17 protein-coding genes, 9 tRNA genes and 3 rRNA genes are annotated in these 22,282 nt (G+C 49.3%); 26 read left to right on the plus strand and 3 right to left on the minus strand.

Annotation, left to right across the window (positions count from 1 at the left end; genetic code table 11):
• Nucleotides 1–2 precede the first annotated feature (2 nt).
• The 21 genes from rsbW to tsaD all read left to right on the plus strand — a co-directional run bounded on the left by rsbW (nucleotide 3) and on the right by tsaD (nucleotide 13,602).
• The gene (rsbW, locus tag BBI15_RS02900; RefSeq protein ID WP_058381770.1) at nucleotides 3–473 is read left to right on the plus strand and encodes an anti-sigma B factor RsbW; all 471 of its coding nucleotides are present in this window, start codon (nucleotides 3–5) and stop codon (nucleotides 471–473) included.
• A complete protein-coding gene (gene sigB / locus BBI15_RS02905; RefSeq protein ID WP_058381769.1) occupies nucleotides 451–1,233 on the plus strand; it encodes an RNA polymerase sigma factor SigB in 783 nt (260 codons plus the stop codon). Before rsbW ends, sigB begins: the two co-directional genes overlap by 23 nt.
• Nucleotides 1,233–1,832 carry a PP2C family serine/threonine-protein phosphatase gene (locus BBI15_RS02910; RefSeq protein ID WP_068872095.1) on the plus strand — a complete coding sequence of 200 codons (600 nt, stop codon included), beginning with the start codon at nucleotides 1,233–1,235 and terminating at the stop codon, nucleotides 1,830–1,832. The genes sigB and BBI15_RS02910 overlap by 1 nt, the downstream gene beginning before the upstream one ends.
• Nucleotides 1,833–1,934: 102 nt before the next feature.
• Entirely contained in the window at nucleotides 1,935–4,115 is a 2,181-nt protein-coding gene (locus tag BBI15_RS02915) for a Tex family protein (RefSeq protein WP_068872097.1), read from the plus strand.
• A 1-nt stretch (nucleotide 4,116) separates the two neighbouring features.
• On the plus strand, nucleotides 4,117–4,581 hold the full coding sequence (locus BBI15_RS02920) for a SprT family protein (RefSeq protein WP_068872099.1): 465 nt from the start codon (nucleotides 4,117–4,119) through the stop codon (nucleotides 4,579–4,581).
• Between the two features lie 369 nt (nucleotides 4,582–4,950).
• Nucleotides 4,951–5,025 (plus strand) — tRNA-Asn (locus BBI15_RS02925).
• Between the two features lie 7 nt (nucleotides 5,026–5,032).
• Nucleotides 5,033–5,107: transfer RNA gene (locus tag BBI15_RS02930), tRNA-Glu, on the plus strand.
• A 69-nt stretch (nucleotides 5,108–5,176) separates the two neighbouring features.
• Nucleotides 5,177–5,253: transfer RNA gene (locus BBI15_RS02935), tRNA-Met, on the plus strand.
• Nucleotides 5,254–5,256: 3 nt separating this feature from the next.
• Nucleotides 5,257–5,332 (plus strand) — tRNA-Asp (locus tag BBI15_RS02940).
• A 10-nt stretch (nucleotides 5,333–5,342) separates the two neighbouring features.
• A tRNA-Gln gene (locus tag BBI15_RS02945) sits at nucleotides 5,343–5,417 on the plus strand.
• 95 nt (nucleotides 5,418–5,512) lie between these two features.
• A tRNA-Leu gene (locus BBI15_RS02950) sits at nucleotides 5,513–5,598 on the plus strand.
• 17 nt (nucleotides 5,599–5,615) lie between these two features.
• Nucleotides 5,616–5,692 (plus strand) — tRNA-Arg (locus BBI15_RS02955).
• Nucleotides 5,693–5,711: 19 nt separating this feature from the next.
• A tRNA-Gly gene (locus BBI15_RS02960) sits at nucleotides 5,712–5,785 on the plus strand.
• Nucleotides 5,786–5,944: 159 nt separating this feature from the next.
• Nucleotides 5,945–7,494 (plus strand): 16S ribosomal RNA (locus tag BBI15_RS02965).
• Between the two features lie 186 nt (nucleotides 7,495–7,680).
• Nucleotides 7,681–10,613, plus strand: a 23S ribosomal RNA gene (locus BBI15_RS02970).
• A gap of 66 nt (nucleotides 10,614–10,679) precedes the next feature.
• Nucleotides 10,680–10,795: ribosomal RNA gene (gene rrf, locus BBI15_RS02975) — 5S ribosomal RNA — on the plus strand.
• The 16S, 23S and 5S rRNA genes sit together here with 9 tRNA genes alongside, the layout of an rRNA operon.
• A gap of 9 nt (nucleotides 10,796–10,804) precedes the next feature.
• A tRNA-Asp gene (locus tag BBI15_RS02980) sits at nucleotides 10,805–10,877 on the plus strand.
• Nucleotides 10,878–10,996: 119 nt separating this feature from the next.
• Nucleotides 10,997–11,449 carry a tRNA (adenosine(37)-N6)-threonylcarbamoyltransferase complex ATPase subunit type 1 TsaE gene (tsaE, locus tag BBI15_RS02985; RefSeq protein WP_068872101.1) on the plus strand — a complete coding sequence of 151 codons (453 nt, stop codon included), beginning with the start codon at nucleotides 10,997–10,999 and terminating at the stop codon, nucleotides 11,447–11,449.
• On the plus strand, nucleotides 11,446–12,138 hold the full coding sequence (gene tsaB, locus BBI15_RS02990; protein ID WP_068872103.1) for a tRNA (adenosine(37)-N6)-threonylcarbamoyltransferase complex dimerization subunit type 1 TsaB: 693 nt from the start codon (nucleotides 11,446–11,448) through the stop codon (nucleotides 12,136–12,138). Before tsaE ends, tsaB begins: the two co-directional genes overlap by 4 nt.
• Complete coding sequence (gene rimI / locus BBI15_RS02995) at nucleotides 12,135–12,590, plus strand: ribosomal protein S18-alanine N-acetyltransferase (RefSeq protein WP_068872104.1); 456 nt, start codon at nucleotides 12,135–12,137, stop codon at nucleotides 12,588–12,590. Before tsaB ends, rimI begins: the two co-directional genes overlap by 4 nt.
• Nucleotides 12,583–13,602 (plus strand): tRNA (adenosine(37)-N6)-threonylcarbamoyltransferase complex transferase subunit TsaD, encoded by a 1,020-nt coding sequence (gene tsaD, locus BBI15_RS03000; RefSeq protein WP_068872105.1) that lies wholly within the window; start codon nucleotides 12,583–12,585, stop codon nucleotides 13,600–13,602. Before rimI ends, tsaD begins: the two co-directional genes overlap by 8 nt.
• A gap of 363 nt (nucleotides 13,603–13,965) precedes the next feature.
• On the opposite strand, the gene BBI15_RS03005 is transcribed toward tsaD, so the two are convergent.
• Nucleotides 13,966–15,909 (minus strand): ABC-F family ATP-binding cassette domain-containing protein, encoded by a 1,944-nt coding sequence (locus BBI15_RS03005; RefSeq protein ID WP_068872106.1) that lies wholly within the window; start codon nucleotides 15,907–15,909, stop codon nucleotides 13,966–13,968.
• 130 nt (nucleotides 15,910–16,039) lie between these two features.
• Here BBI15_RS03005 and BBI15_RS03010 point away from each other — a divergent pair, with 130 nt between their 5' ends.
• From BBI15_RS03010 to tatC, 3 genes are all read left to right on the plus strand, one after another.
• The gene (locus BBI15_RS03010) at nucleotides 16,040–16,672 is read left to right on the plus strand and encodes a redox-sensing transcriptional repressor Rex (RefSeq protein WP_068872107.1); all 633 of its coding nucleotides are present in this window, start codon (nucleotides 16,040–16,042) and stop codon (nucleotides 16,670–16,672) included.
• 90 nt (nucleotides 16,673–16,762) lie between these two features.
• Entirely contained in the window at nucleotides 16,763–16,972 is a 210-nt protein-coding gene (locus tag BBI15_RS03015) for a twin-arginine translocase TatA/TatE family subunit (RefSeq protein WP_068872108.1), read from the plus strand.
• Nucleotides 16,973–16,992: 20 nt separating this feature from the next.
• A complete protein-coding gene (tatC, locus tag BBI15_RS03020) occupies nucleotides 16,993–17,766 on the plus strand; it encodes a twin-arginine translocase subunit TatC (protein WP_068872109.1) in 774 nt (257 codons plus the stop codon).
• A 417-nt stretch (nucleotides 17,767–18,183) separates the two neighbouring features.
• Here tatC and BBI15_RS03025 read toward each other — a convergent pair whose 3' ends face one another.
• Nucleotides 18,184–18,954, minus strand: coding sequence for a CPBP family intramembrane glutamic endopeptidase (locus BBI15_RS03025; RefSeq protein WP_068872110.1), 771 nt, complete (start codon nucleotides 18,952–18,954; stop codon nucleotides 18,184–18,186).
• Between the two features lie 196 nt (nucleotides 18,955–19,150).
• Between BBI15_RS03025 and groES the strand changes: the two genes are divergently transcribed.
• Together groES and groL are read left to right on the plus strand one after the other, a co-directional pair.
• Nucleotides 19,151–19,435 carry a co-chaperone GroES gene (groES, locus tag BBI15_RS03030; protein ID WP_058381756.1) on the plus strand — a complete coding sequence of 95 codons (285 nt, stop codon included), beginning with the start codon at nucleotides 19,151–19,153 and terminating at the stop codon, nucleotides 19,433–19,435.
• A 37-nt stretch (nucleotides 19,436–19,472) separates the two neighbouring features.
• Nucleotides 19,473–21,107 (plus strand): chaperonin GroEL, encoded by a 1,635-nt coding sequence (groL, locus tag BBI15_RS03035; RefSeq protein WP_068872112.1) that lies wholly within the window; start codon nucleotides 19,473–19,475, stop codon nucleotides 21,105–21,107.
• Between the two features lie 76 nt (nucleotides 21,108–21,183).
• On the opposite strand, the gene BBI15_RS03040 is transcribed toward groL, so the two are convergent.
• Nucleotides 21,184–21,939 (minus strand): SDR family NAD(P)-dependent oxidoreductase, encoded by a 756-nt coding sequence (locus tag BBI15_RS03040; protein ID WP_068872114.1) that lies wholly within the window; start codon nucleotides 21,937–21,939, stop codon nucleotides 21,184–21,186.
• Between the last annotated feature and the right edge of the window lie 343 nt (nucleotides 21,940–22,282).

Raw genomic sequence — 22,282 nt, forward strand, 5'->3', positions numbered from 1 at the left:
TCATGCGTCCTTTCGATTATGTAGAGATGCGCGTCCCGGCCAAATCCCAATACGTAGGCGTAGCTCGCCTGACGATTTCGGGGCTGGCAAGCCGCATCGGTTTTTCATTTGATGATATTGAAGATTTAAAGATCGCTTCAAGCGAAGCAGTAACAAACGCCGTTCAACACGCATATTCAGAAGGTGAAGAAGGCGAAGTGGTCATCGGTTGCGCATTATATGAAGACAAGATTGAAATCATGGTAGCCGACCACGGCCAAAGCTTCAACTTTGAAGAAACGAAGGCAAAAGTGGGCCCTTACCACGACCAGGAAGAAGGAGCGTTCCTGCGCGAGGGAGGTCTCGGCCTGTATTTGATCGAAACGCTTATGGATGAAGTGAAAGTGCATCATCAGGAAGGCGTTACTGTCTTTATGACCAAGCATGTTGAAGGAGAGCGGGTGGAAGAGGATGTCGAAACAATCTCATCCTAATCAGCCAACGAAAGAACAGGTACTGGAATGGATTGAAGCTTATCAAAAAACCGAGGACGAGGAAGCCCAGACTAACCTTGTCCTCAATTATCGCCGTTTAGTGGAATCGATTGCCCGCAAGTATTCAAATGGGAAATCCTACCACGAAGACATTGCACAAGTGGGCATGCTTGGCTTGCTCGGTGCAATCCGGCGTTATGATCCGTCTTATGGCCGCAGTTTCGAAGCTTTCGCGGTGCCGACTATCATCGGTGAAATCAAGCGCTTTTTGCGCGACAAAACATGGGCAATCCATGTGCCGCGCCGCATAAAGGAACTGGGGCCGCGCATCAAAGCGACGGTTGAAGTGTTGACGACAGAGCTTCAGCGTTCTCCACAAGTTTGGGAAATCGCTGAATATCTGGATGTTGATGAAGACGACGTTTTGGAAGCGATGGAGATGGGCAAAAGCTATCAAGCACTTTCCATGGACCATTCACTCGAGGCGGATTCGGACGGCAGTACGGTTACATTGTTTGATGTAGTCGGCCAGGAAGACGACGGATATGAAAAAGCGGATCAGCGCATGCTCGTGGCGGAAGCGATGAATGTCCTTTCCGATCGGGAAAAGCAGATCATCCAATACACCTACATAGAGCAGCTGAGCCAGAAGGAAGCGGGCGACCGCCTGGGGATTTCCCAGATGCACGTTTCACGCCTTCAACGAAAAGCCATCAAAAAGCTTCAGGAAGCGATTTTGGCTGCTGGCGGGGTTTCCTAGTGGAAGAAATTCGACACGAAAATGTGGAAGCCTATGCCTACAACGCGGCAAAAAAAGGGAATTACGAATCCGGCGACAGCTATTTCACTGTATTGACGGATGATTACTTTATTTGCTCCGTAGCCGATGGTTTGGGAAGTGGCCCTGTAGCGCGTGAATCGTCGCAGGTTATCCCGCAAATTTTGAAAGAATATCATCATGAGACAATCGATCAATTGATGAACCGCTTCAATGGTTTAATGATGCAAAAACGTGGGGCTGCAGTCGCCATCTTTAAAGTGGATTTCAAGAAACGCACTTTGGAATACAGTTGTGTAGGCAATATCCGTTTCTACCTTTATAGAAGAGAAACCGATGAAGTGATTTATCCGCTGCCAGTCATGGGCTACCTTTCAGGACGCCCCCAAAAGCTGAAAACACAGCTTTATACGTATTTGGAGAACGACTTGTTCCTGATTCATTCAGATGGCGTGGACTTGCGCAATCCAAAAGCGATGATGAGAAAAGCGGGATCACCTAGACGGCTATACGAAGACATTCTTGCGTCCATTCAAACCGGCGACGATGCCACCTTAATTTCAGGAAGCCTCCTTCATTGAGAAGAGGCTTCTTTTTTATGGATAAAACGATTTGGCAAAGGCTTGTTTCTCCAGCTTTCCATAGGCATGTTAAAATAAAGAAATAGAAAGGAAGTGCATGGAATGGATACTCAGCAATTGCACGCATTGATCGCCAAAGAAGCCGGCGTTAAACCAAACCAGGCAAAGCAGGTCATTGAGCTGCTTGTAGATGGAAACACGGTGCCATTTATTGCCCGTTACCGAAAAGAAGCGACCGGTTCATTGGATGAAGTCCAAATAAAAGCAATAGAAGATCGCTATACATACATCCAGAATTTGGAGCAGAGAAAAACGGATGTACTCCGTTCAATCGAAGAACAGGGCCAGTTAACCCCTGAGCTTGAAAAAGCCATCAAAGCCGCCACTGTCCTTCAGAGAGTGGAAGATTTGTACCGCCCTTACAAACAAAAGCGCCGTACAAAAGCGATTATCGCAAAAGAAAAAGGCCTCCAGGGGCTGGCAGATTGGTTGTTGAAACCAGGAAAAGAACAAATCGAAACTATTGCAGGCCGCTATATCAATAATGAAAATGGTGTTGAAACAGCGGAAGAAGCGATTGCAGGTGCACGGGATATTTTGGCCGAACTCTTTGCAGATGACCCTGAAATCCGTGAAAAAGCCAGACGGATGACCCGGGATAACGGTATTTTGGAAACTGCGGCCAAAAAAGGGCATGACGATGAGAAACAAGTGTTCCACATGTATTACGAATACGGTGAGGCTATCAAAAAAATCGTCCCACACCGCATACTAGCAATAAACCGTGGCGAAAAAGAGGGGGTATTGAAAGTTGCTATTACGCCCCCAATAGACCGGATCATCCGTTCGATGAAAGATAAATGGTTGAAACCAGGAAGCCCTGCCGCGAGAGAAGTGGAAGCGGCCATTGAAGATAGCTATAAACGCCTGATCCAGCCATCCATTGAACGTGAAATCCGTACGGAACTGAGTGAAAAAGGTGAAACGCAGGCCATCCATATCTTTTCGGAGAACCTGCGCAATCTATTATTACAGCCGCCGATGAAAGACAAAATGGTGCTCGGCATCGACCCGGCATACCGTACAGGCTGTAAATTAGCGGTTATAGATGCAACGGGGAAACTGTTGGAAGTGGCCGTCATCTATCCGCATCCTCCCAAATCCGATCAACAAGGTGCTAAGGAAACCTTGCAGCGCTTAACTGATACCTATCCCATTGAAATCATGGCGATCGGAAACGGCACTGCATCACGGGAAACCGAACAATTCGTTGCGGATTTCCTAGGCGAAACTGCAAAGGAAGTCTCTTACGTCATTGTCAATGAAGCAGGCGCCAGTGTATACTCGGCTTCCGATATAGCCCGAGCAGAGTTTCCGGACTTGCAAGTAGAAGAACGCAGTGCGGCTTCCATCGCCCGCCGCCTTCAAGATCCGCTTTCGGAACTGGTGAAGATCGACCCGAAAGCTGTAGGCGTTGGGCAATATCAACACGATGTCTCACAGAAAAAGCTGGCAGACCAATTGACCTTCGTTGTCGAAACTGCGGTCAACCAAGTCGGCGTAAATGTCAACTCGGCCTCAGCCTCTCTGCTTCAATATGTCGCAGGTCTCAGCAAAACTGTTGCCGAGAATATCATTAAGGCGAGAGACGACAATGGCCGTTTTATTTCCCGTGTCCAGCTCAAGAAAATCCCGCGCCTCGGTGCCAAGACTTATGAGCAAGCTATCGGATTCCTGCGCATAACGGAAGGGAAGAACCCGCTCGATGCTACAGGCATTCATCCCGAAAGTTATGAAGCTGCCGAGCGGATCCTTAAGTTGATCGATGCCGATAAAAAAATGATTGGACGCCCGGAAATCATCGCTAAGCTGGAAGGTTTGGATGTGGAAGCATTAAGTGCGGAATTGGAAATCGGCAAAGTGACACTCAAGGACATAGTGGATGCGCTGAAAAAACCATTCCGCGACCCACGCGACGAGTTCCCGCAGCCATTGCTAAAGAGCGACGTCTTAAAGATGGAGGATTTAACTCCTGGGATGGAAGTGCAAGGCACAGTGCGCAACGTCGTCGACTTCGGGGCTTTCGTCGACATTGGCGTGAAGCAGGATGGTCTGGTCCACATCTCTAAGTTGAAAAAAGGATTCGTTAAACATCCGCTTGATGTCGTGGCGGTCGGAGATATCGTCACTGTATGGGTCGACCAGGTCGAAAAACAAAAAGGCCGGATCGCCTTGACGATGCTGCCGCCAAAAGAACAACAGCCCGACCTTCAGGGGAGATAAGATGACGAACGAAGAACTGACCCAGATGATTGCAGAAATTTCCCATGAAGTGTTCGGTAAACCTTTCCGACATCAAGGCGTATTCAATAAACGCCTCCGGACAACAGGTGGCCGTTACTTATTGGGAACACATAACATCGAAATCAACCCCGCTTCTTATGAAAAGTTTGGGAAGGATGAACTGAGAGGCATCATTAAGCATGAGCTATGCCATTATCATCTCCATCTTGAAGGGAAGGGATACAAACATCGGGACAAGGATTTCCGCGCGCTGTTGCAAGAGACCGGATCTCCGCGCTTTTGTTCGCTTCTCGCAGAGAAGCGGCGGAAGGCAACAGGCTTTCATCTATATGAATGCATCTCCTGTAAAACGGAATTCCCGAGAAAGATCCGAATGAACACAACCAAGTATAGATGTGGGCGCTGCAGCGGCAAGTTGCGGTTGAAAAGAGAAAAAGTTTTATAAGAAAGAGCCGCTGAAAAAGCGGCTCTTTCTTTTGGTATCTTGCAATATACAATGAAATTTTCCGGACAGTAAGCAAAAGATGGCGCTGGGAGTTTTTCTTTGTATAGAAAGGAGAGCGGATCCATAAAGTTTTGAGAATCATCCGCCACCTATTCTAAACGTGCGTGTTCGTATTCTCGAATGCTCATAATTTTTAGCGGACGATCCGTGCGGGCCGGTTAATTGCTCTTGGGACTCGGACAATATGAAATGGAATTTACTGAACGAAATACAGGGTATAAATTAAAATTTAAAATGATGAATAAAAGTATTGACGATTCTAGTCAGGCTCTTTATAATAGAAAAAGTCGACAAGTACTTAAACACTATTCCGAAGTAGCTCAGTGGTAGAGCACCGCACTGTTAATGCGATGGTCGTAGGTTCGAGTCCTACCTTCGGAGCCATTTAATTGGCCCCTTGGTCAAGCGGTTAAGACACCGCCCTTTCACGGCGGTAACACGGGTTCGAATCCCGTAGGGGTCACCATACATATTATTGGATTACTTTTTCTGATATAATACTTTTGTGCAGTACAATTGAAAATATTATTATTGTCGCGGGGTGGAGCAGTTCGGTAGCTCGTTGGGCTCATAACCCAAAGGTCGCAGGTTCAAATCCTGCCCCCGCAACCAAATGGTCCCGTGGTGTAGCGGTTAACATGCCTGCCTGTCACGCAGGAGATCGCCGGTTCGATCCCGGTCGGGACCGCCATTTTTTTCAATGGGGTATAGCCAAGCGGTAAGGCAACGGGTTTTGATCCCGTCATGCCCTGGTTCGAATCCAGGTACCCCAGCCAATTTTAGGGTGGCCAAGACGAGCTTGAAATATAACTATTGACAACAAGAATTAGAAGTCGTATAATAGAATTTGTCTCAAAAAAATATATTATTTGCGGTCGTGGCGGAATGGCAGACGCGCTAGGTTGAGGGCCTAGTGGGAGAAATCCCGTGGAAGTTCGACTCTTCTCGGCCGCACCATACATATTCAATTATTTGCGCCCGTAGCTCAATTGGATAGAGTACTTGACTACGAATCAAGCGGTTAGAGGTTCGAGTCCTCTCGGGCGCGCCATTTATCTTCTATAATATATGCGGGTGTAGTTTAGTGGTAAAACCTCAGCCTTCCAAGCTGATGATGAGGGTTCGATTCCCTTCACCCGCTCCATCATTATTTTGAACCTTGAAAACTGAACAGCAAAACGTCAACAATACAGCCGCGAGTGATCGCGGCAAACTTACTGATCAGCGTATGCAGATCAAAGCGAATCGCGTGTCTTTCGAGGCGGCGATGCGCCAGCAACTATTGAGCAATCAATACTACTCTATAATGGAGAGTTTGATCCTGGCTCAGGACGAACGCTGGCGGCGTGCCTAATACATGCAAGTCGAGCGGAACCATTGGAGCTTGCTCCTTTGGTTTAGCGGCGGACGGGTGAGTAACACGTGGGCAACCTGCCCTGCAGATCGGGATAACTCCGGGAAACCGGTGCTAATACCGAATAGTTTGCGGCCTCTCATGAGGCTGTACGGAAAGACGGTTTCGGCTGTCACTGCAGGATGGGCCCGCGGCGCATTAGCTAGTTGGTGGGGTAACGGCCCACCAAGGCGACGATGCGTAGCCGACCTGAGAGGGTGATCGGCCACACTGGGACTGAGACACGGCCCAGACTCCTACGGGAGGCAGCAGTAGGGAATCTTCCGCAATGGACGAAAGTCTGACGGAGCAACGCCGCGTGAGTGAAGAAGGTTTTCGGATCGTAAAACTCTGTTGTGAGGGAAGAACAAGTACCAAGTAACTACTGGTACCTTGACGGTACCTCACCAGAAAGCCACGGCTAACTACGTGCCAGCAGCCGCGGTAATACGTAGGTGGCAAGCGTTGTCCGGAATTATTGGGCGTAAAGCGCGCGCAGGCGGTCCTTTAAGTCTGATGTGAAAGCCCACGGCTCAACCGTGGAGGGTCATTGGAAACTGGGGGACTTGAGTGCAGAAGAGGAAAGTGGAATTCCACGTGTAGCGGTGAAATGCGTAGAGATGTGGAGGAACACCAGTGGCGAAGGCGACTTTCTGGTCTGTAACTGACGCTGAGGCGCGAAAGCGTGGGGAGCAAACAGGATTAGATACCCTGGTAGTCCACGCCGTAAACGATGAGTGCTAAGTGTTAGGGGGTTTCCGCCCCTTAGTGCTGCAGCTAACGCATTAAGCACTCCGCCTGGGGAGTACGGCCGCAAGGCTGAAACTCAAAGGAATTGACGGGGGCCCGCACAAGCGGTGGAGCATGTGGTTTAATTCGAAGCAACGCGAAGAACCTTACCAGGTCTTGACATCCCGCTGACCGCCTTGGAGACAAGGCTTTCCCTTCGGGGACAGCGGTGACAGGTGGTGCATGGTTGTCGTCAGCTCGTGTCGTGAGATGTTGGGTTAAGTCCCGCAACGAGCGCAACCCTTGATCTTAGTTGCCAGCATTCAGTTGGGCACTCTAAGGTGACTGCCGGTGACAAACCGGAGGAAGGTGGGGATGACGTCAAATCATCATGCCCCTTATGACCTGGGCTACACACGTGCTACAATGGACGGTACAAAGGGTCGCGAACCCGCGAGGGGGAGCCAATCCCAGAAAACCGTTCTCAGTTCGGATTGCAGGCTGCAACTCGCCTGCATGAAGCCGGAATCGCTAGTAATCGCGGATCAGCATGCCGCGGTGAATACGTTCCCGGGCCTTGTACACACCGCCCGTCACACCACGAGAGTTTGTAACACCCGAAGTCGGTGGGGTAACCCTAGTGGAGCCAGCCGCCGAAGGTGGGACAGATGATTGGGGTGAAGTCGTAACAAGGTAGCCGTATCGGAAGGTGCGGCTGGATCACCTCCTTTCTAAGGATAATATCGGAACCGAACTTCGTTCGGGTTGACGTTTTGCGTTCAGTTTTGAAGGTTCACTCCGCAAGGATTGGCTTTCAGACTTGTTCTTTGAAAACTGGATAGATCGACATTGATTAAGAAACAAGCATCAAGTAGCGTGATCGCCTCAAGCGATCAACTTATTGTTTGACCATCAGTGGTTAAGTTAATAAGGGCGCACGGTGGATGCCTTGGCACTAGGAGCCGAAGAAGGACGGCACTAACACCGATATGCCTCGGGGAGCTGTAAGTGAGCTGTGATCCGGGGATTTCCGAATGGGGAAACCCACTGTTCGTAATGGAGCAGTATCCATGTGTGAATTCATAGCACATGAGAAGGCAGACTCAGGGAACTGAAACATCTAAGTACCTGAAGGAAGAGAAAGCAAATGCGATTCCCCAAGTAGCGGCGAGCGAAACGGGAACAGCCCAAACCAGAAGGCTTGCCTTCTGGGGTTGTAGGACACTCTATACGGAGTTACAAAGGAATGGATTAGGCGAAGCGACCTGGAACGGTCCGCGAGACAGGGTAAGAGCCCCGTAGCCGAAAGTGCATTCCCTCCAGAGTGGATCCTGAGTACGGCGGAACACGTGAAATTCCGTCGGAATCCGGGAGGACCATCTCCCAAGGCTAAATACTCCCTAGTGACCGATAGTGAACCAGTACCGTGAGGGAAAGGTGAAAAGCACCCCGGAAGGGGAGTGAAAGAGATCCTGAAACCGTGTGCCTACAAGTAGTTAGAGCCCGTTAATGGGTGATAGCGTGCCTTTTGTAGAATGAACCGGCGAGTTACGATTGCATGCAAGGTTAAGGTGAGAAGCCGGAGCCGCAGCGAAAGCGAGTCTGAACAGGGCGAATGAGTATGCAGTTGTAGACCCGAAACCAGGTGATCTACCCATGTCCAGGGTGAAGGTAAGGTAACACTTACTGGAGGCCCGAACCCACGCACGTTGAAAAGTGCGGGGATGAGGTGTGGGTAGCGGAGAAATTCCAATCGAACCTGGAGATAGCTGGTTCTCTCCGAAATAGCTTTAGGGCTAGCCTCAAGATAGAGAATCCTGGAGGTAGAGCACTGTTTGGACTAGGGGCCCATCCCGGGTTACCGAATTCAGACAAACTCCGAATGCCAGTGATTTATGCTTGGGAGTCAGACTGCGAGTGATAAGATCCGTAGTCAAGAGGGAAACAGCCCAGACCACCAGCTAAGGTCCCCAAATATCCGTTAAGTGGAAAAGGATGTGGCGTTGCTTAGACAACCAGGATGTTGGCTTAGAAGCAGCCATCATTTAAAGAGTGCGTAATAGCTCACTGGTCGAGTGACACTGCGCCGAAAATGTACCGGGGCTAAACGGATTACCGAAGCTGTGGATGGACATCTGAGATGTCCGTGGTAGGAGAGCGTTCTAAGGGCGGTGAAGTCAGACCGGAAGGACTGGTGGAGCGCTTAGAAGTGAGAATGCCGGTATGAGTAACGAAAGACGGGTGAGAATCCCGTCCACCGAATGCCTAAGGTTTCCTGAGGAAGGCTCGTCCGCTCAGGGTTAGTCGGGACCTAAGTCGAGGCCGATAGGCGTAGACGATGGACAACAGGTTGATATTCCTGTACCACCTCCCCGCCGTTTGAGTAATGGGGGGACGCAGAAGGATAGGGTGAGCGTGCCGTTGGTTGTGCACGTCCAAGTTGTGAGATGAGAAACGAGGCAAATCCCGTTTCTGTATACATCAAGCAGTGATGGCAAGAGGTTTAACCTCAGAGTCCCTGATTTCACACTGCCAAGAAAAGCCTCTAGCGAGGCGGGAGGTGCCCGTACCGCAAACCGACACAGGTAGGCGAGAAGAGAATTCTAAGGTGAGCGAGTGAACTCTCGTTAAGGAACTCGGCAAAATGACCCCGTAACTTCGGGAGAAGGGGTGCTCTGGTAGGGTGAATAGCCCGAGAGAGCCGCAGTGAATAGGCCCAGGCGACTGTTTAGCAAAAACACAGGTCTCTGCAAAACCGTAAGGTGACGTATAGGGGCTGACGCCTGCCCGGTGCTGGAAGGTTAAGGGGAGTGCTTAGCGCAAGCGAAGGTGCGAACCGAAGCCCCAGTAAACGGCGGCCGTAACTATAACGGTCCTAAGGTAGCGAAATTCCTTGTCGGGTAAGTTCCGACCCGCACGAAAGGCGTAACGATCTGGGCACTGTCTCAACGAGAGACTCGGTGAAATTATAGTACCTGTGAAGATGCAGGTTACCCGCGACAGGACGGAAAGACCCCGTGGAGCTTTACTGTAGCCTGATATTGAATTTTGGTGCAACTTGTACAGGATAGGTAGGAGCCAGAGAACCCGGAGCGCCAGCTTCGGGGGAGGCGTCGGTGGGATACTACCCTGGTTGTATTGAACTTCTAACCCACAAGCCTAAGCGGCTTGGGAGACAGTGTCAGGCGGGCAGTTTGACTGGGGCGGTCGCCTCCTAAAGAGTAACGGAGGCGCTCAAAGGTTCCCTCAGAATGGTTGGAAATCATTCGCAGAGTGTAAAGGCACAAGGGAGCTTGACTGCGAGACGGACAGGTCGAGCAGGGTCGAAAGACGGACTTAGTGATCCGGTGGTTCCGCATGGAAGGGCCATCGCTCAACGGATAAAAGCTACCCCGGGGATAACAGGCTTATCTCCCCCAAGAGTCCACATCGACGGGGAGGTTTGGCACCTCGATGTCGGCTCATCGCATCCTGGGGCTGTAGTCGGTCCCAAGGGTTGGGCTGTTCGCCCATTAAAGCGGTACGCGAGCTGGGTTCAGAACGTCGTGAGACAGTTCGGTCCCTATCCGTCGCGGGCGCAGGAAATTTGAGAGGAGCTGTCCTTAGTACGAGAGGACCGGGATGGACACACCGCTGGTGTACCAGTTGTTCTGCCAAGAGCATCGCTGGGTAGCTATGTGTGGCCGGGATAAGTGCTGAAAGCATCTAAGCACGAAGCCCCCCTCAAGATGAGATTTCCCATTGCGCAAGCAAGTAAGATCCCTCAAAGACGATGAGGTAGATAGGTTCGGGGTGGAAGCGTGGCGACACGTGCAGCTGACGAATACTAATCGATCGAGGACTTAACCAACCAACTGAAACGCACGTTTCCCACAATGTCGATTTATCCAGTTTTGAGCGAACAAGCTCAAAAAAGTCCAGTGATGATGGCAAAGAGGCCACACCCGTTCCCATCCCGAACACGGAAGTTAAGCTCTTTTGCGCCGATGGTAGTTGGGGGTCTCCCCCTGTGAGAGTAGGACGTCGCTGGTCTATAATTTTGGTCCCGTGGTGTAGCGGTTAACATGCCTGCCTGTCACGCAGGAGATCGCCGGTTCGATCCCGGTCGGGACCGTCATTCCAAAAAGTGAGCACAGCGAAACCGCTGTGCTCTTTTTCTATGGGAATAATATATTTTGATTTGCGCGGCTATCTCGGCTAAACTATGAAAAGACTCAAATGAGGTGAAGAGACATGAGCTTTACGATTAAAGTGCAATCGCCAGAACAGACAGAAAAACTTGCCATTCGATTGGCTTCGCTTTTACAATCCCGTGATCTTCTGACCCTGGAAGGCGATTTAGGGGCAGGGAAGACGACATTTACTAAGGGCTTGGCAAAAGGCCTCGGTATCGAACGAACGGTCAATAGCCCAACTTTCACTATCCTTAAACAATATGAAGGCCGGCTGAATTTGAATCATTTCGATGTATACCGCTTGGAAAATAGTGAGGAAGACATTGGATTTGATGAATTATTTGCGGAAGATGCTGTGTCAGTGATTGAGTGGGCTCAGTTCATCGAGGACTATTTGCCGAAAGAACGCTTGGACATAGTGATTCGCCGCTCGTCTGAAGAGGGGCGTGAAGTTGAATTTTATCCACACGGAAGTCGTTATGAAAATTTATGCAGGGAGCTAATGCAATGATTTTAGGAATCGATACGTCGAATTCACCGCTTGCGATCGCACTGGTGAAAGACGATACAGTTTTAATAGAAGAAACTCAAAATCTAAAGATCAATCATTCCTTAACTGCTATGCCTGCAGTGGAGGAATTGATGAAAAAAGCGAAAATTGCTCCAGGCGATTTGACGCAAATTGTGGCTGCGGAAGGGCCTGGATCTTATACAGGGGTCCGCATTGGCTTGACGATTGCGAAAACTCTCGCCTGGTCGTTAAAAATCCCATTCGTTACGGTATCGAGTTTAAAGGTGCTAGCAGCGAACGGACAGGGGTTTGAAGGCATGGTCTGCCCTGTCATGGATGCAAGACGCGGTACCGCTTTTACGGCACTGTATAACGGGCATAACCTGGAAGCGGTCATTTCTGATCAGCATAGTGACTTTAAAACGTTTTTAGAACAAGTCCTTATACATGAAAAACCAGTTTTGTTTACGGGAATTGATCTTGAGATTCACCGTCCATTGATTGAGGAAATACTTGGGGACTTGGCTAATTTTTCGTCGTTCCCAAATAGGTTGCCTAAAGCGTCAAATTTGATTGCTCTGGCAGCGGCTGAAGAAGCGAAAGAGGTACACCATACGGTTCCTGAATACCGCCGGATTACAGAAGCGGAAGCGAATCTTACAAAAACGGGTGAAGGAAAAAGCCGATGACCGAATCAGTGAAATTCCGGAAAATGACCATTCATGATGTGGATGCAGTTTATGAGATTGAAAGACAATCATTTACGCTCGCCTGGACTAAAGAAGCATTCGAACAAGAGATGCTAAAAAATGAATTCGCGTATTATGTTTTAGCTGAAACGGCAGACGGAGTTGTCGGTTACTGTGGCATGTGGCTTGTCATGGACGAGGCACATATTACGAATATTGCCATCTCGCCCCAAAAACGAGGCAAGAAGTTCGGGGAAGCTTTGATGAGGGAAGCGATGGAAAGGGCAAAAGCACAAGGTGCAAAGCTGATGACATTGGAAGCGCGTGTCAGCAATATAGCTGCGCTTAATTTGTATAAGAAACTAGGGTTCAAAAATGGTGGCATCCGAAAGGGTTATTATACGGATAATCAGGAAGATGCCATAGTAATGTGGGTGAATTTTGATGAATGAAGATATTTTCGTGTTGGGCATAGAGACGAGTTGTGATGAAACGGCGGCTTCTGTCGTGAAAAATGGGAAAGAAATCATCTCCAATGTAGTGGCATCACAAATTGAGAGCCATAAGCGTTTTGGCGGCGTTGTACCGGAAATTGCATCGAGGCATCATGTCGAGCAAATTACGATTGTGATTGAAGAGGCTTTGCAGCAGGCGAATCTAGCGCCAGCTGAATTATCCGCGGTGGCCGTAACGGAAGGGCCTGGTCTAGTCGGGGCCTTGTTAGTTGGTGTCAATGCAGCAAAAGCATTTGCGTTTGCACATGGTTTGCCATTGGTGGGTGTGCATCATATCGCAGGACATATCTATGCGAACCGGCTGGAGCAGGAAATGGAATTTCCACTTTTGTCGTTAGTCATTTCAGGAGGGCATACTGAGTTGATCCTCATGAAAGAGCATGGTGATTTTACAGTCATCGGCGAAACGAGGGACGATGCTGCAGGAGAAGCCTATGATAAAGTGGCGCGGACATTGAACTTGCCGTATCCGGGAGGTCCCCATATTGACCGATTGGCACACCAAAGCGTGGAAGCAGTCGACTTTCCACGGGTTTGGTTGGAAGAAGGATCCTATGACTTCAGCTTCAGTGGATTGAAATCGGCTGTATTGAACTATATGCATAACATGAAACAGCGCGGGGAAACGCCCGTGCCGGAAGCGGTTGCGGCGGGCTTCCAGAACAGTGTAGTGGAAGTCGTAACGGCAAAGACTTTGCGTGCTGCACGGGAATTTGGCGTGAAGCAAGTGATTGCAGCTGGCGGTGTCGCAGCCAATAAAGGGCTCCGTAAATCGCTTACCGAGACTTTTGAAAAGGAGAATATCCCTTTCTTTATTCCGCCGCTGCCGCTTTGTACAGATAATGCAGCGATGATTGCCGCGGCTGGAACGGTGATGTATGAAAAAGGATTGATAGGTGATATGGCCATGAATGGGCGGCCAGGCATGCCTTTGAGTTCATGGATTTAATTGAAAGCATTCCCGCAATTTATTGAGAATTGCGGGAATGCTTCTTTTTTTATGAATAATATCCAAATCTTACAAGGACATAGAAATATGTTTTCTGTCAATAGAGAACATTTGTACTTATGCACAATTTGTGAATAAGCTGTTAACAACCTATCGATAACTAGTGGATTTACTATATATTGTGGGCGTCTGAGTGGAAAACTGTGTGGATAAAAGAAATAGGACTTGTGGATAATGTTTATAACTCTGTTGATAGTTGATTCTATAGCTCACGGAATGTGTACAAGTCTGTGGAAATATTTATTTTGCTAAACGGTATTGACCTACATATAGGCAAAGAAAAACCGCATAGCCAGTATGCGGTCAAGAGTTTACATTTTCAAGTTGTTCTTGTATTTCGAGCCATTCGGCCATAGCTTCTTCGTGTAATTGTTTCAGCTCTTCGAGACGGACTTGTAACGGCATGACGCGTTCATGGTCCTGGAAAATATCCGGTTCGCATAGCTGTTCTTCAATTGCCGCGATTTCTTCATCGAGCGATTCCATCGTTTGTTCGATTTCGGAATTTTTCCTTACTAGCTGGCGTTCTAGTTTTTTGGCTTCCTTGTCGATTTGCGAAGTGGAGGCGGAAGCTTGTAACTCAGGCTGTTTCGCTTGTGATTCAAGTGCATCGAGCGCTGCGAGTTCTTCGGCTTCAAGCTTTTTCTCCACATAGTAATCGTAATCGCCCAAGTACTCGGTAGTGCCATGCGCCGACAATTCCACCACTTTTGTGGCGATTCGGTTCATGAAATAGCGGTCATGAGATACGAATAACAATGTGCCGGGATAGTCGATCAAGGCGTTCTCGAGAACCTCTTTGCTGTCGAGGTCCAAATGGTTGGTCGGCTCATCCAGCAGCAGGACATTGGCTTTTTGCATCATGAGTTTGGCAAGTGCCACGCGGGCTTTTTCGCCGCCGGATAAAGTCGAGACCGGCTTTAGCACATCGTCCCCAGTAAACAGGAAGCGGCCAAGGATGCCGCGTATGTCTTTTTCATTCACATGCGGGTAGTCGTCCCACAATTCATTGAGGACGAGCTTATTGCCCTTTAAATTGGCTTGTTCCTGGTCGTAATAGCCGAACTGGATGCCGGTGCCGTAATGGATTTGGCCTGCGAGTGCGGGCAGTTCCTTCATGATGGTCTTGAGCAGTGTCGATTTCCCGACGCCGTTCGGCCCGACAAGTGCGAGGCTATCGGTGCGGTAGAGCTTAAGCGAGATATTACTCGATACCGCATGATCGCCATAGCCGACGGACAGAGACTGGATATTCAAGACATCGTTGCCGCTTTGCTTTTGGATATCGAAGCCGAAACGCGCTGATTTTTCGTCGCCTTCCGGTGCTTCCATCCAGTCGGTCTTCTCGAGCACGCGGCGCCTGCTTTGCGCCATTTTCGTCGTGGAGGCGCGGACCAGGTTGCGGGCGACGTAATCTTCGAGCTTGGCTTTTTCGCTTTGCTCTTTCTCGAATTGTTTACGATCGAGTTCGTATTGCTTCGCTTTCTCGCTTAAGTAGCGGCTGTAGTTGCCGGTAAATTTGCGGACCTTCTTGCGCGACACTTCGTAGACGAGCGTGACGACTTGGTCGAGGAAATAGCGGTCATGCGAGACAATGAGAATGGCGCCTGGATAATTTTTCAGGTAGTTCTCGAGCCAGCTCAAGGTTTCGATGTCCAAGTGGTTGGTCGGCTCATCGAGAATCAAGAGTTGGGGTTTGGCAAGAAGGAGCTTTGCCAGCATGAGGCGGGTTTTCTGGCCGCCTGACAGGGAAGTGATTTTCTTTTCATAGTCTTCCGGATAGAACTTCATGCCGTGAAGGACAGCGCGCGTATCGGCTTCGAACTGGTAACCGCCCGCATCTTTGAAGTTGGTTTGCAGCAAGTCATATTCCTGCATGACTTTGGCGTTGCGATCTGCGTCGTTATAGACAGCCGGGTCCGCCATCGCCGCTTCAAGCTGGCGCAGCTTCGTTTCCTGCTCCCGGAAATGGGAAAAGATTTTCATCATTTCCTGCCATATGGTGGCATCTGAGTTCAAGTCGGTTTGTTGTTCCAAATAACCGATGGTCAAGTCTTTCGGCATGATCAAATCGCCGCTGTCGTAGGACATTTCCCCGGCGATGATTTTTAATAACGTGGATTTTCCGGCACCGTTGCGGCCGACGAGTGCAACCCGGTCGCGATGCTGGACTTCGAGTTTGGCGCCTGAGATGATCTCCTCGGCACCGAATGATTTATGGATTTGATTAACTTGCAATACGATCATTAGGGTCACCTCTATTCTTCTTAAGTGTAGCTGATGGGCGGGCGCTTCGCAATCGCGCAAGCCTTTACATATCAAGGCCTGTCATGTAAGATTGATACGATTTGACAACAGTTCAGAAGGAAGCGATCACATGCTTGACGAATCAGCGAAAATCCCGCAAGCGACAACGAAGCGGCTGCCCTTGTACTACCGGTTTCTCCAGAATTTCGCCAACGCCGGGCAAAAGCGTATTTCCTCCCAGGAGTTGAGCGAAGCGATGAAAATCGATTCGGCGACCATTCGACGAGATTTTTCACATCTCGGTGCGCTCGGTAAAAAAGGTTATGGTTATGATGTGCAGGAGTTGTTGGCGTTTTTCCGCAAGACGCTTGACCAGGATGAAGCGACCAATGTCGCCTTGATCGGTGTCGGAAGCCTTGGTAGCGCATTTCTAAAATACAATTTCCACCGCAACCATAACACGAAAATCATCCTCGCCTTCGATACGAATAGCCCCCATGAAGGCAAGAAAATCAGCGGGATCGATACGTACCATCCGGATTTGATTGAAGAGAAGATTAAGCAGTACGGTGTTGAAGTGGTCATTTTGACGGTGCCGTCGCGTTCGGCCCAGGAAGTCACCGACCGGCTCGCCCAGACTGACATCAAAGGCATCCTCAATTTCACGCCAGTGCGCATTTCTGTCCCCGAACATATCCGTGTCCAGACGATCGATTTATCGGTCGAGTTGCAGACTTTGATCTATCAGATCAAGCACGATTAACATAAAACCTTCACATTTGAACGGCCTTTGGAAATAGCCAAAAGGCCGTGTTTCATGTACACTAGAAACATACTACAGGAGGTGTCTGATATGGCTCCAGGTCCACTTAGCTTAATCATCATCGGAATCGTGGCATTGCTTGTTTTCGGCCCGAAAAAATTGCCGGAACTAGGCAAGGCATTTGGCTCGTCCCTGCGCGAATTCAAAAACGCTACTAAAGGGTTGGCGGATGATGATGAAGACGATAAAAAAGTCGAAGCCCCTAAAAATGACTTAGACAAGAAAGACGAGCACAAGTAACACGATAGGATGTTTGTCCGATGAACCAACAAAACGAAATGACAGTTGTTGAACATATAGGTGAACTCAGAAAACGGCTGACCTTGATAGTCGTTTTCTTTCTGTTCGCGCTCATTGCCGGGTTCTTTCTCGCTGAACCATTGATCCGCTATTTGCAATTCAGTGAAGAAGCGCGGAATTTGACGCTGAACGCGTTCAAAATCACGGATCCGATCAAAATTTACATGCAGGTCATGATGATCTTGGCTTTGATCATTACGTCTCCATTGATCATGTACCAGTTCTGGGCATTCATCAGCCCGGGGCTCTCTGACCGTGAGCGGAAAGTGACGCTCAGCTACATTCCATTTTCTTTGTCGCTTTTTATCGGCGGCCTTGCGTTTTCGTATTTGGTACTGTTCCCGTATGTCATCGGGTTCATGCTCAATATATCGGAAAATCTGGACATCCAGGAGACGATCGGGATCAATGAGTATTTCCAGTTCCTGTTCCAGATCACCTTGCCGTTCGGCTTTATCTTCCAGCTGCCGGTATTGATGCTGTTTTTGACGCGTCTTGGCATTTTGACGCCGATGATGATGACGAAATACCGGAAATACGCGTATTTGGTACTGGTCACGATTGCGGCGTTCATTACGCCACCGGACATTGTGTCCCATCTGCTCGTGACATTGCCGCTGATTTTATTGTATGAGTTCAGTGTCATCATCGCACGCATGGGGTATCGCAAATTCCTGCGGGCAGAACAGCAGCAGGCAATTAAAGAACAGACAGAAGACCTTCCGCCGAAATGATGGCGGGAGGTTTTTGGTTTGGAATGAAAAGCATTGGTATTAGGAGACTGCGCTGCAGGAGCTGCTTGGGGCCCGCAGGATGCGGGTCATGCAGTTGAAGCGACAGGACGTCGCGTTTTCAACTGCCCGGGGATAGGGCGGGTGTTGAGCCAAAGCGGAAAAGCACCGCCTTTGTCTCGCCAGCCCGCGCGGTCCCACAGGCATCAGCCCCCTACGCTCCGTCTCTGAGTTGAGATTGAAGAGAAGTCATTTCACTAGAATTTCTATGCGGGAGATATCACTAGACCAACCTTAAGAGAGTTTGCGGCTCGATTATGGTTGCTGGATTTTGGCAATCAAATATCCATAGCTAACCTAGTTCTAACGTAAGGGATATGCAAAAACCGCTACTCCAACAAGGGAGTGGCGGTTTTTGGGTTATTGCAGGTTTTCCATTTGTTTGATGAAGGTTTCGATCTTGTCCATATTGAGCTGGATGAGCATGACGTAGCCATTCAGCAGGATGTGCGCGATGATCGGGGTGAGGATGCGCTTGGTCCGCTGATAGAGGGCTGCGAGGATCAAACCAGTCGTAAAGTAGAGCAAGAGGTGCGTGAACTCGAGATGGACGAGCGCGAAGACGAGTGCCGAGATGGCGGTCGCGATCCAGAAGTTCATCGTCTGGTTCAAGGAACCGAAGACGACTCTGCGGAAGACCAGTTCTTCGAGTATCGGGCCGAACAGGACGACCGCGATGATTGCGTATGGCACGACTTCAGCGATTCGGACGAGCGTCTGCGTATTGGCGGAGCCCGGGTCGATGCCGATCGCCATTTCGATCATGGCGGCGATTGATTGGCCAACGATGAGCAAGAGAAAGCCGAGGACGCCCCAGCCGATTGCAGCGGGGAGGCTCGATTTTTTGCCTTTCCAGATGTTGAAGAAATTGCGGTCGCGCAAGATGAGGGCCATCGTAACTAAAAAGCCGACGCCCATCGTCAGGAAGATCAGCCAACCGGACGTCGAAGCGCGGGCTGTCGCATCGTCAAGTCCCTGGTCGCGGAAATAGCCGAGCGTCGGGCCGATAAAGAGGATCGGCATGAGCTGGACGGCTACGAAGACGAGCAGGACAAGGAGTGGCGTGCGCATGTTTTTACGCTTATAGCCTTTCGCTTTCTGGGAAGAGGCAGTTTTATGGGTTGAGGTCATGAAGTCAGATTCCTTTCTTTTCACATGCTCCTTTTATTGTAGGGCTTAACGGAAAAAGGCGCAAAGAATTCAAAACGCCATAAGGTTTCTGCTTGCAATTAACTGAAGATTTTATTAAACTTATTTATGGGTTAGCACTCAAAGGTTGAGAGTGCTAAACGACTAGTAGCTATTTAATTTGAGGAGGGTGTTTCAATTGTTAAGACCATTAGGAGATCGTGTCATCATTGAGCTCGTCGAAGTGGAAGAGAAGACATCTAGCGGAATCGTCTTGCCAGGTACGGCGCAGGAAAAACCGCAGGAAGGCAAAGTGATTGCGGTAGGGAATGGCCTTATCCGTGAAAACGGACAGCGCACAGAGCTGGACGTAACAGAAGGAGACCGCGTCGTCTTTTCGAAATACGCGGGCACAGAATTGAAATACGAAGGCAAAGAATACTTGATCTTACGTGAAAACGACATTCTCGCGATTGTCGGCTAAATAACCATAAATTCTATTTCATAGGAGGAACCGAATCATGGCAAAAGATATTAAGTTCAGTGAAGATGCACGCAGCCTGATGCTGCAAGGTGTAGATAAATTAGCGGACGCAGTCAAAGTAACGCTTGGGCCAAAAGGGCGCAACGTTGTGCTTGAGAAGAAATTCGGCACGCCGCTTATCACAAACGACGGCGTAACGATCGCCAAAGAAATCGAACTTGAAAACGCATTTGAAAACATGGGCGCAAAACTTGTGGCGGAAGTGGCTTCCAAAACAAACGATATCGCTGGTGACGGTACGACAACTGCAACGGTTCTTGCACAAGCAATGATCCGTGAAGGCTTGAAGAATGTTACAGCTGGCGCCAACCCTGTAGGAATACGTCGCGGCATCGAACTGGCTGTGGAAAATGCGGTTACTGGATTGCAATCCATTTCCCAGCAAATCGAAGGCAAAGAATCGATCGCGCAAGTAGCGGCGATTTCTTCAGGCGACGAGGAAGTCGGCAAATTGATCGCGGAAGCAATGGAGCGCGTCGGCAACGATGGCGTCATCACATTGGAAGAATCACGCGGCTTCACGACGGAACTTGATGTCGTAGAAGGGATGCAATTCGACCGCGGCTACCAGTCTCCATACATGGTGACAGATTCCGATAAAATGGAAGCGGTTCTTGAAAACCCGTTTATCCTTGTCACTGACAAGAAAATCGGCAACATCCAGGAAATCCTTCCAGTGCTTGAGCAAGTCGTCCAGCAAAGCAAACCGCTCCTCATCATCTCTGAAGATGTTGAAGGCGAAGCGTTGGCAACACTTGTCGTGAACAAATTGCGCGGCACATTCAACGCAGTGGCTGTTAAAGCTCCTGGATTCGGCGACCGCAGAAAAGCGATGCTCGAAGACATTGCTGCACTCACTGGCGCTGAAGTGATTACAGAAGACCTCGGCCTTGACCTGAAATCCACTAACATCGCACAACTTGGACGCGCAGCGAAAGTCGTCGTCTCTAAAGACAACACGACGATCGTTGAAGGCAATGGCGACTCCGAGAAAATCATCGCACGCGTGGCGCAAATCCGCAGCCAATTGGAAGAAACGACTTCTGAATTCGACCGCGAAAAACTGCAGGAGCGCCTAGCGAAACTCGCTGGCGGCGTAGCAGTCATCAAAGTCGGCGCAGCAACTGAAACAGAACTCAAAGAACGTAAACTGCGCATCGAAGACGCATTGAACGCAACACGCGCAGCGGTTGAAGAAGGCATCGTGGCAGGCGGCGGTACAGCGCTTATCAATGTCTATAACCAAGTGGCGCAAGTGGCGACTGAGCAAGAAGGCGACGTTGCGACAGGCGTGAACATCGTGCTTCGCGCACTTGAAGAGCCGGTTCGTCAAATCGCTACGAACGCTGGCCTTGAAGGTTCAATCATCGTTCACCGCCTGAAAACGGAAGAAGTCGGCATCGGCTACAACGCAGCAACAGGCGAATGGGTCAACATGCTTGACCAAGGCATCGTAGACCCAACGAAAGTGACGCGTTCTGCACTGCAAAACGCAGCATCCGTTGCAGCTATGTTCCTGACAACTGAAGCAGTCGTAGCAGATCTGCCGGAACCAGCAGCACCAGCTGGCGGCGGCATGCCTGATATGGGCGGCATGGGCGGCATGATGTAATCATTAGCCCATCTGGAAAAATCCCCTTTCACTTCATGTGAAAGGGGATTTTTTTGATATTGGAACGATAGGGATCCTACTTCCTAGAAGTGTACTGGAAAACCGGATCCATCAACTCGAACTCATAGGTGTCACTGTTGACCTTCCCGAGGACTTTTTCGCTATCGTAAAGCTCCAGCATAAACTGTGCCATCTCTTTTGCGGTGTGGAACTTCTGCACATTGTCGCTATAGCTGAAGTCATCAAGCTCCCGCGCCGTTTTCACGAATTCGGTTTCTGTCATGGATGGCGCGAGTATTTTTACTTTCATGAGTGCGCCGTTATCCTGCAGTTCCTGGGCCAGGCCTTCTGTAAATGCGCTCACGTAAAACTTAGTCGCAGCGTATGTAACGGCATTTGGCACGAGTCGGTAACCTAGGTCAGAGGATACGTTGATGAGCTGCGCCCCTTCTTGATCAGCATAGTCATGTGCATAAAGAGTGGAGAGGGTTGTGAGTGCTTCTATATTTACGCGAAGCATCTTTTCCGTTTTATGTACATCTTGTTCAGCAATAGTTGCACTGTTTCCGAAGCCGGCGTTGTTCACAAAGGTTTCGATGTCGTATTCTTTCAGGCTTTCGTACAGCGCGTGGACTTGCTCGCTGTCGGATAGGTCGGTGGGGTTGATGACGACGTCGAGATCGGCGTTCATGTCTTGGATGTTCTCCTTAAGCTTATTGAGTTCAGCTTCCCTTCTTGCTACAAGAATCAGGTTTTTGCCGCGTGCTGCGAAAGCCATGGCCGCTTCATATCCGATTCCTGAGCTGGCGCCTGTGATAACCGTGTACTTCATGTAAATCCCTCCATTGAAATGAATAGATAGCAAGTGTACAGAAACAATGAAACTCTCATGAAAGAATGCTGGCTCTTAAAGTGGAAGAGACAGCAATTTATAAACTAAGGATTTCTTGGAGTACTTGGAATTATAAGAGTTCTTAAATGAAGATTATACACTATTTTCCTGCCGGCAAAGAAACATACAGATTATCTTAGCAAGGAGCAGTACGTGAAAATACTCTTTTCTACTTTAGTGGTGAGGAGTATTCTGATGAAATGATTTCGAAATCCTCTATTGCCATAAAATCAAAGCTCTGCTATTGTATTAATCATATTAAATTACTCGGCATTATCCCGAG

The sequence above is a fragment of the Planococcus plakortidis genome, assembly GCF_001687605.2.
Classification (GTDB): Bacteria; Bacillota; Bacilli; order Bacillales_A; family Planococcaceae; genus Planococcus; species Planococcus plakortidis.

What these genes read in the sequence shown, in the direction of transcription:
- tsaD (WP_068872105.1), top strand. Translation starts at nt 12,583, where the DNA reads ATGAATGAAGATATTTTCGTGTTGGGCATAGAGACGAGTTGTGATGAA.
- rimI (WP_068872104.1), top strand. Translation starts at nt 12,135, where the DNA reads ATGACCGAATCAGTGAAATTCCGGAAAATGACCATTCATGATGTGGAT.
- tsaB (WP_068872103.1), top strand. Translation starts at nt 11,446, where the DNA reads ATGATTTTAGGAATCGATACGTCGAATTCACCGCTTGCGATCGCACTG.
- BBI15_RS02920 (WP_068872099.1), top strand. Translation starts at nt 4,117, where the DNA reads ATGACGAACGAAGAACTGACCCAGATGATTGCAGAAATTTCCCATGAA.
- BBI15_RS03025 (WP_068872110.1), bottom strand. Translation starts at nt 18,954, where the DNA reads ATGACCTCAACCCATAAAACTGCCTCTTCCCAGAAAGCGAAAGGCTAT.
- BBI15_RS03015 (WP_068872108.1), top strand. Translation starts at nt 16,763, where the DNA reads ATGGCTCCAGGTCCACTTAGCTTAATCATCATCGGAATCGTGGCATTG.
- tsaE (WP_068872101.1), top strand. Translation starts at nt 10,997, where the DNA reads ATGAGCTTTACGATTAAAGTGCAATCGCCAGAACAGACAGAAAAACTT.
- sigB (WP_058381769.1), top strand. Translation starts at nt 451, where the DNA reads ATGTCGAAACAATCTCATCCTAATCAGCCAACGAAAGAACAGGTACTG.
- tatC (WP_068872109.1), top strand. Translation starts at nt 16,993, where the DNA reads ATGAACCAACAAAACGAAATGACAGTTGTTGAACATATAGGTGAACTC.
- groL (WP_068872112.1), top strand. Translation starts at nt 19,473, where the DNA reads ATGGCAAAAGATATTAAGTTCAGTGAAGATGCACGCAGCCTGATGCTG.
- BBI15_RS02915 (WP_068872097.1), top strand. Translation starts at nt 1,935, where the DNA reads ATGGATACTCAGCAATTGCACGCATTGATCGCCAAAGAAGCCGGCGTT.
- BBI15_RS03005 (WP_068872106.1), bottom strand. Translation starts at nt 15,909, where the DNA reads ATGATCGTATTGCAAGTTAATCAAATCCATAAATCATTCGGTGCCGAG.
- rsbW (WP_058381770.1), top strand. Translation starts at nt 3, where the DNA reads ATGCGTCCTTTCGATTATGTAGAGATGCGCGTCCCGGCCAAATCCCAA.
- BBI15_RS03010 (WP_068872107.1), top strand. Translation starts at nt 16,040, where the DNA reads ATGCTTGACGAATCAGCGAAAATCCCGCAAGCGACAACGAAGCGGCTG.
- BBI15_RS03040 (WP_068872114.1), bottom strand. Translation starts at nt 21,939, where the DNA reads ATGAAGTACACGGTTATCACAGGCGCCAGCTCAGGAATCGGATATGAA.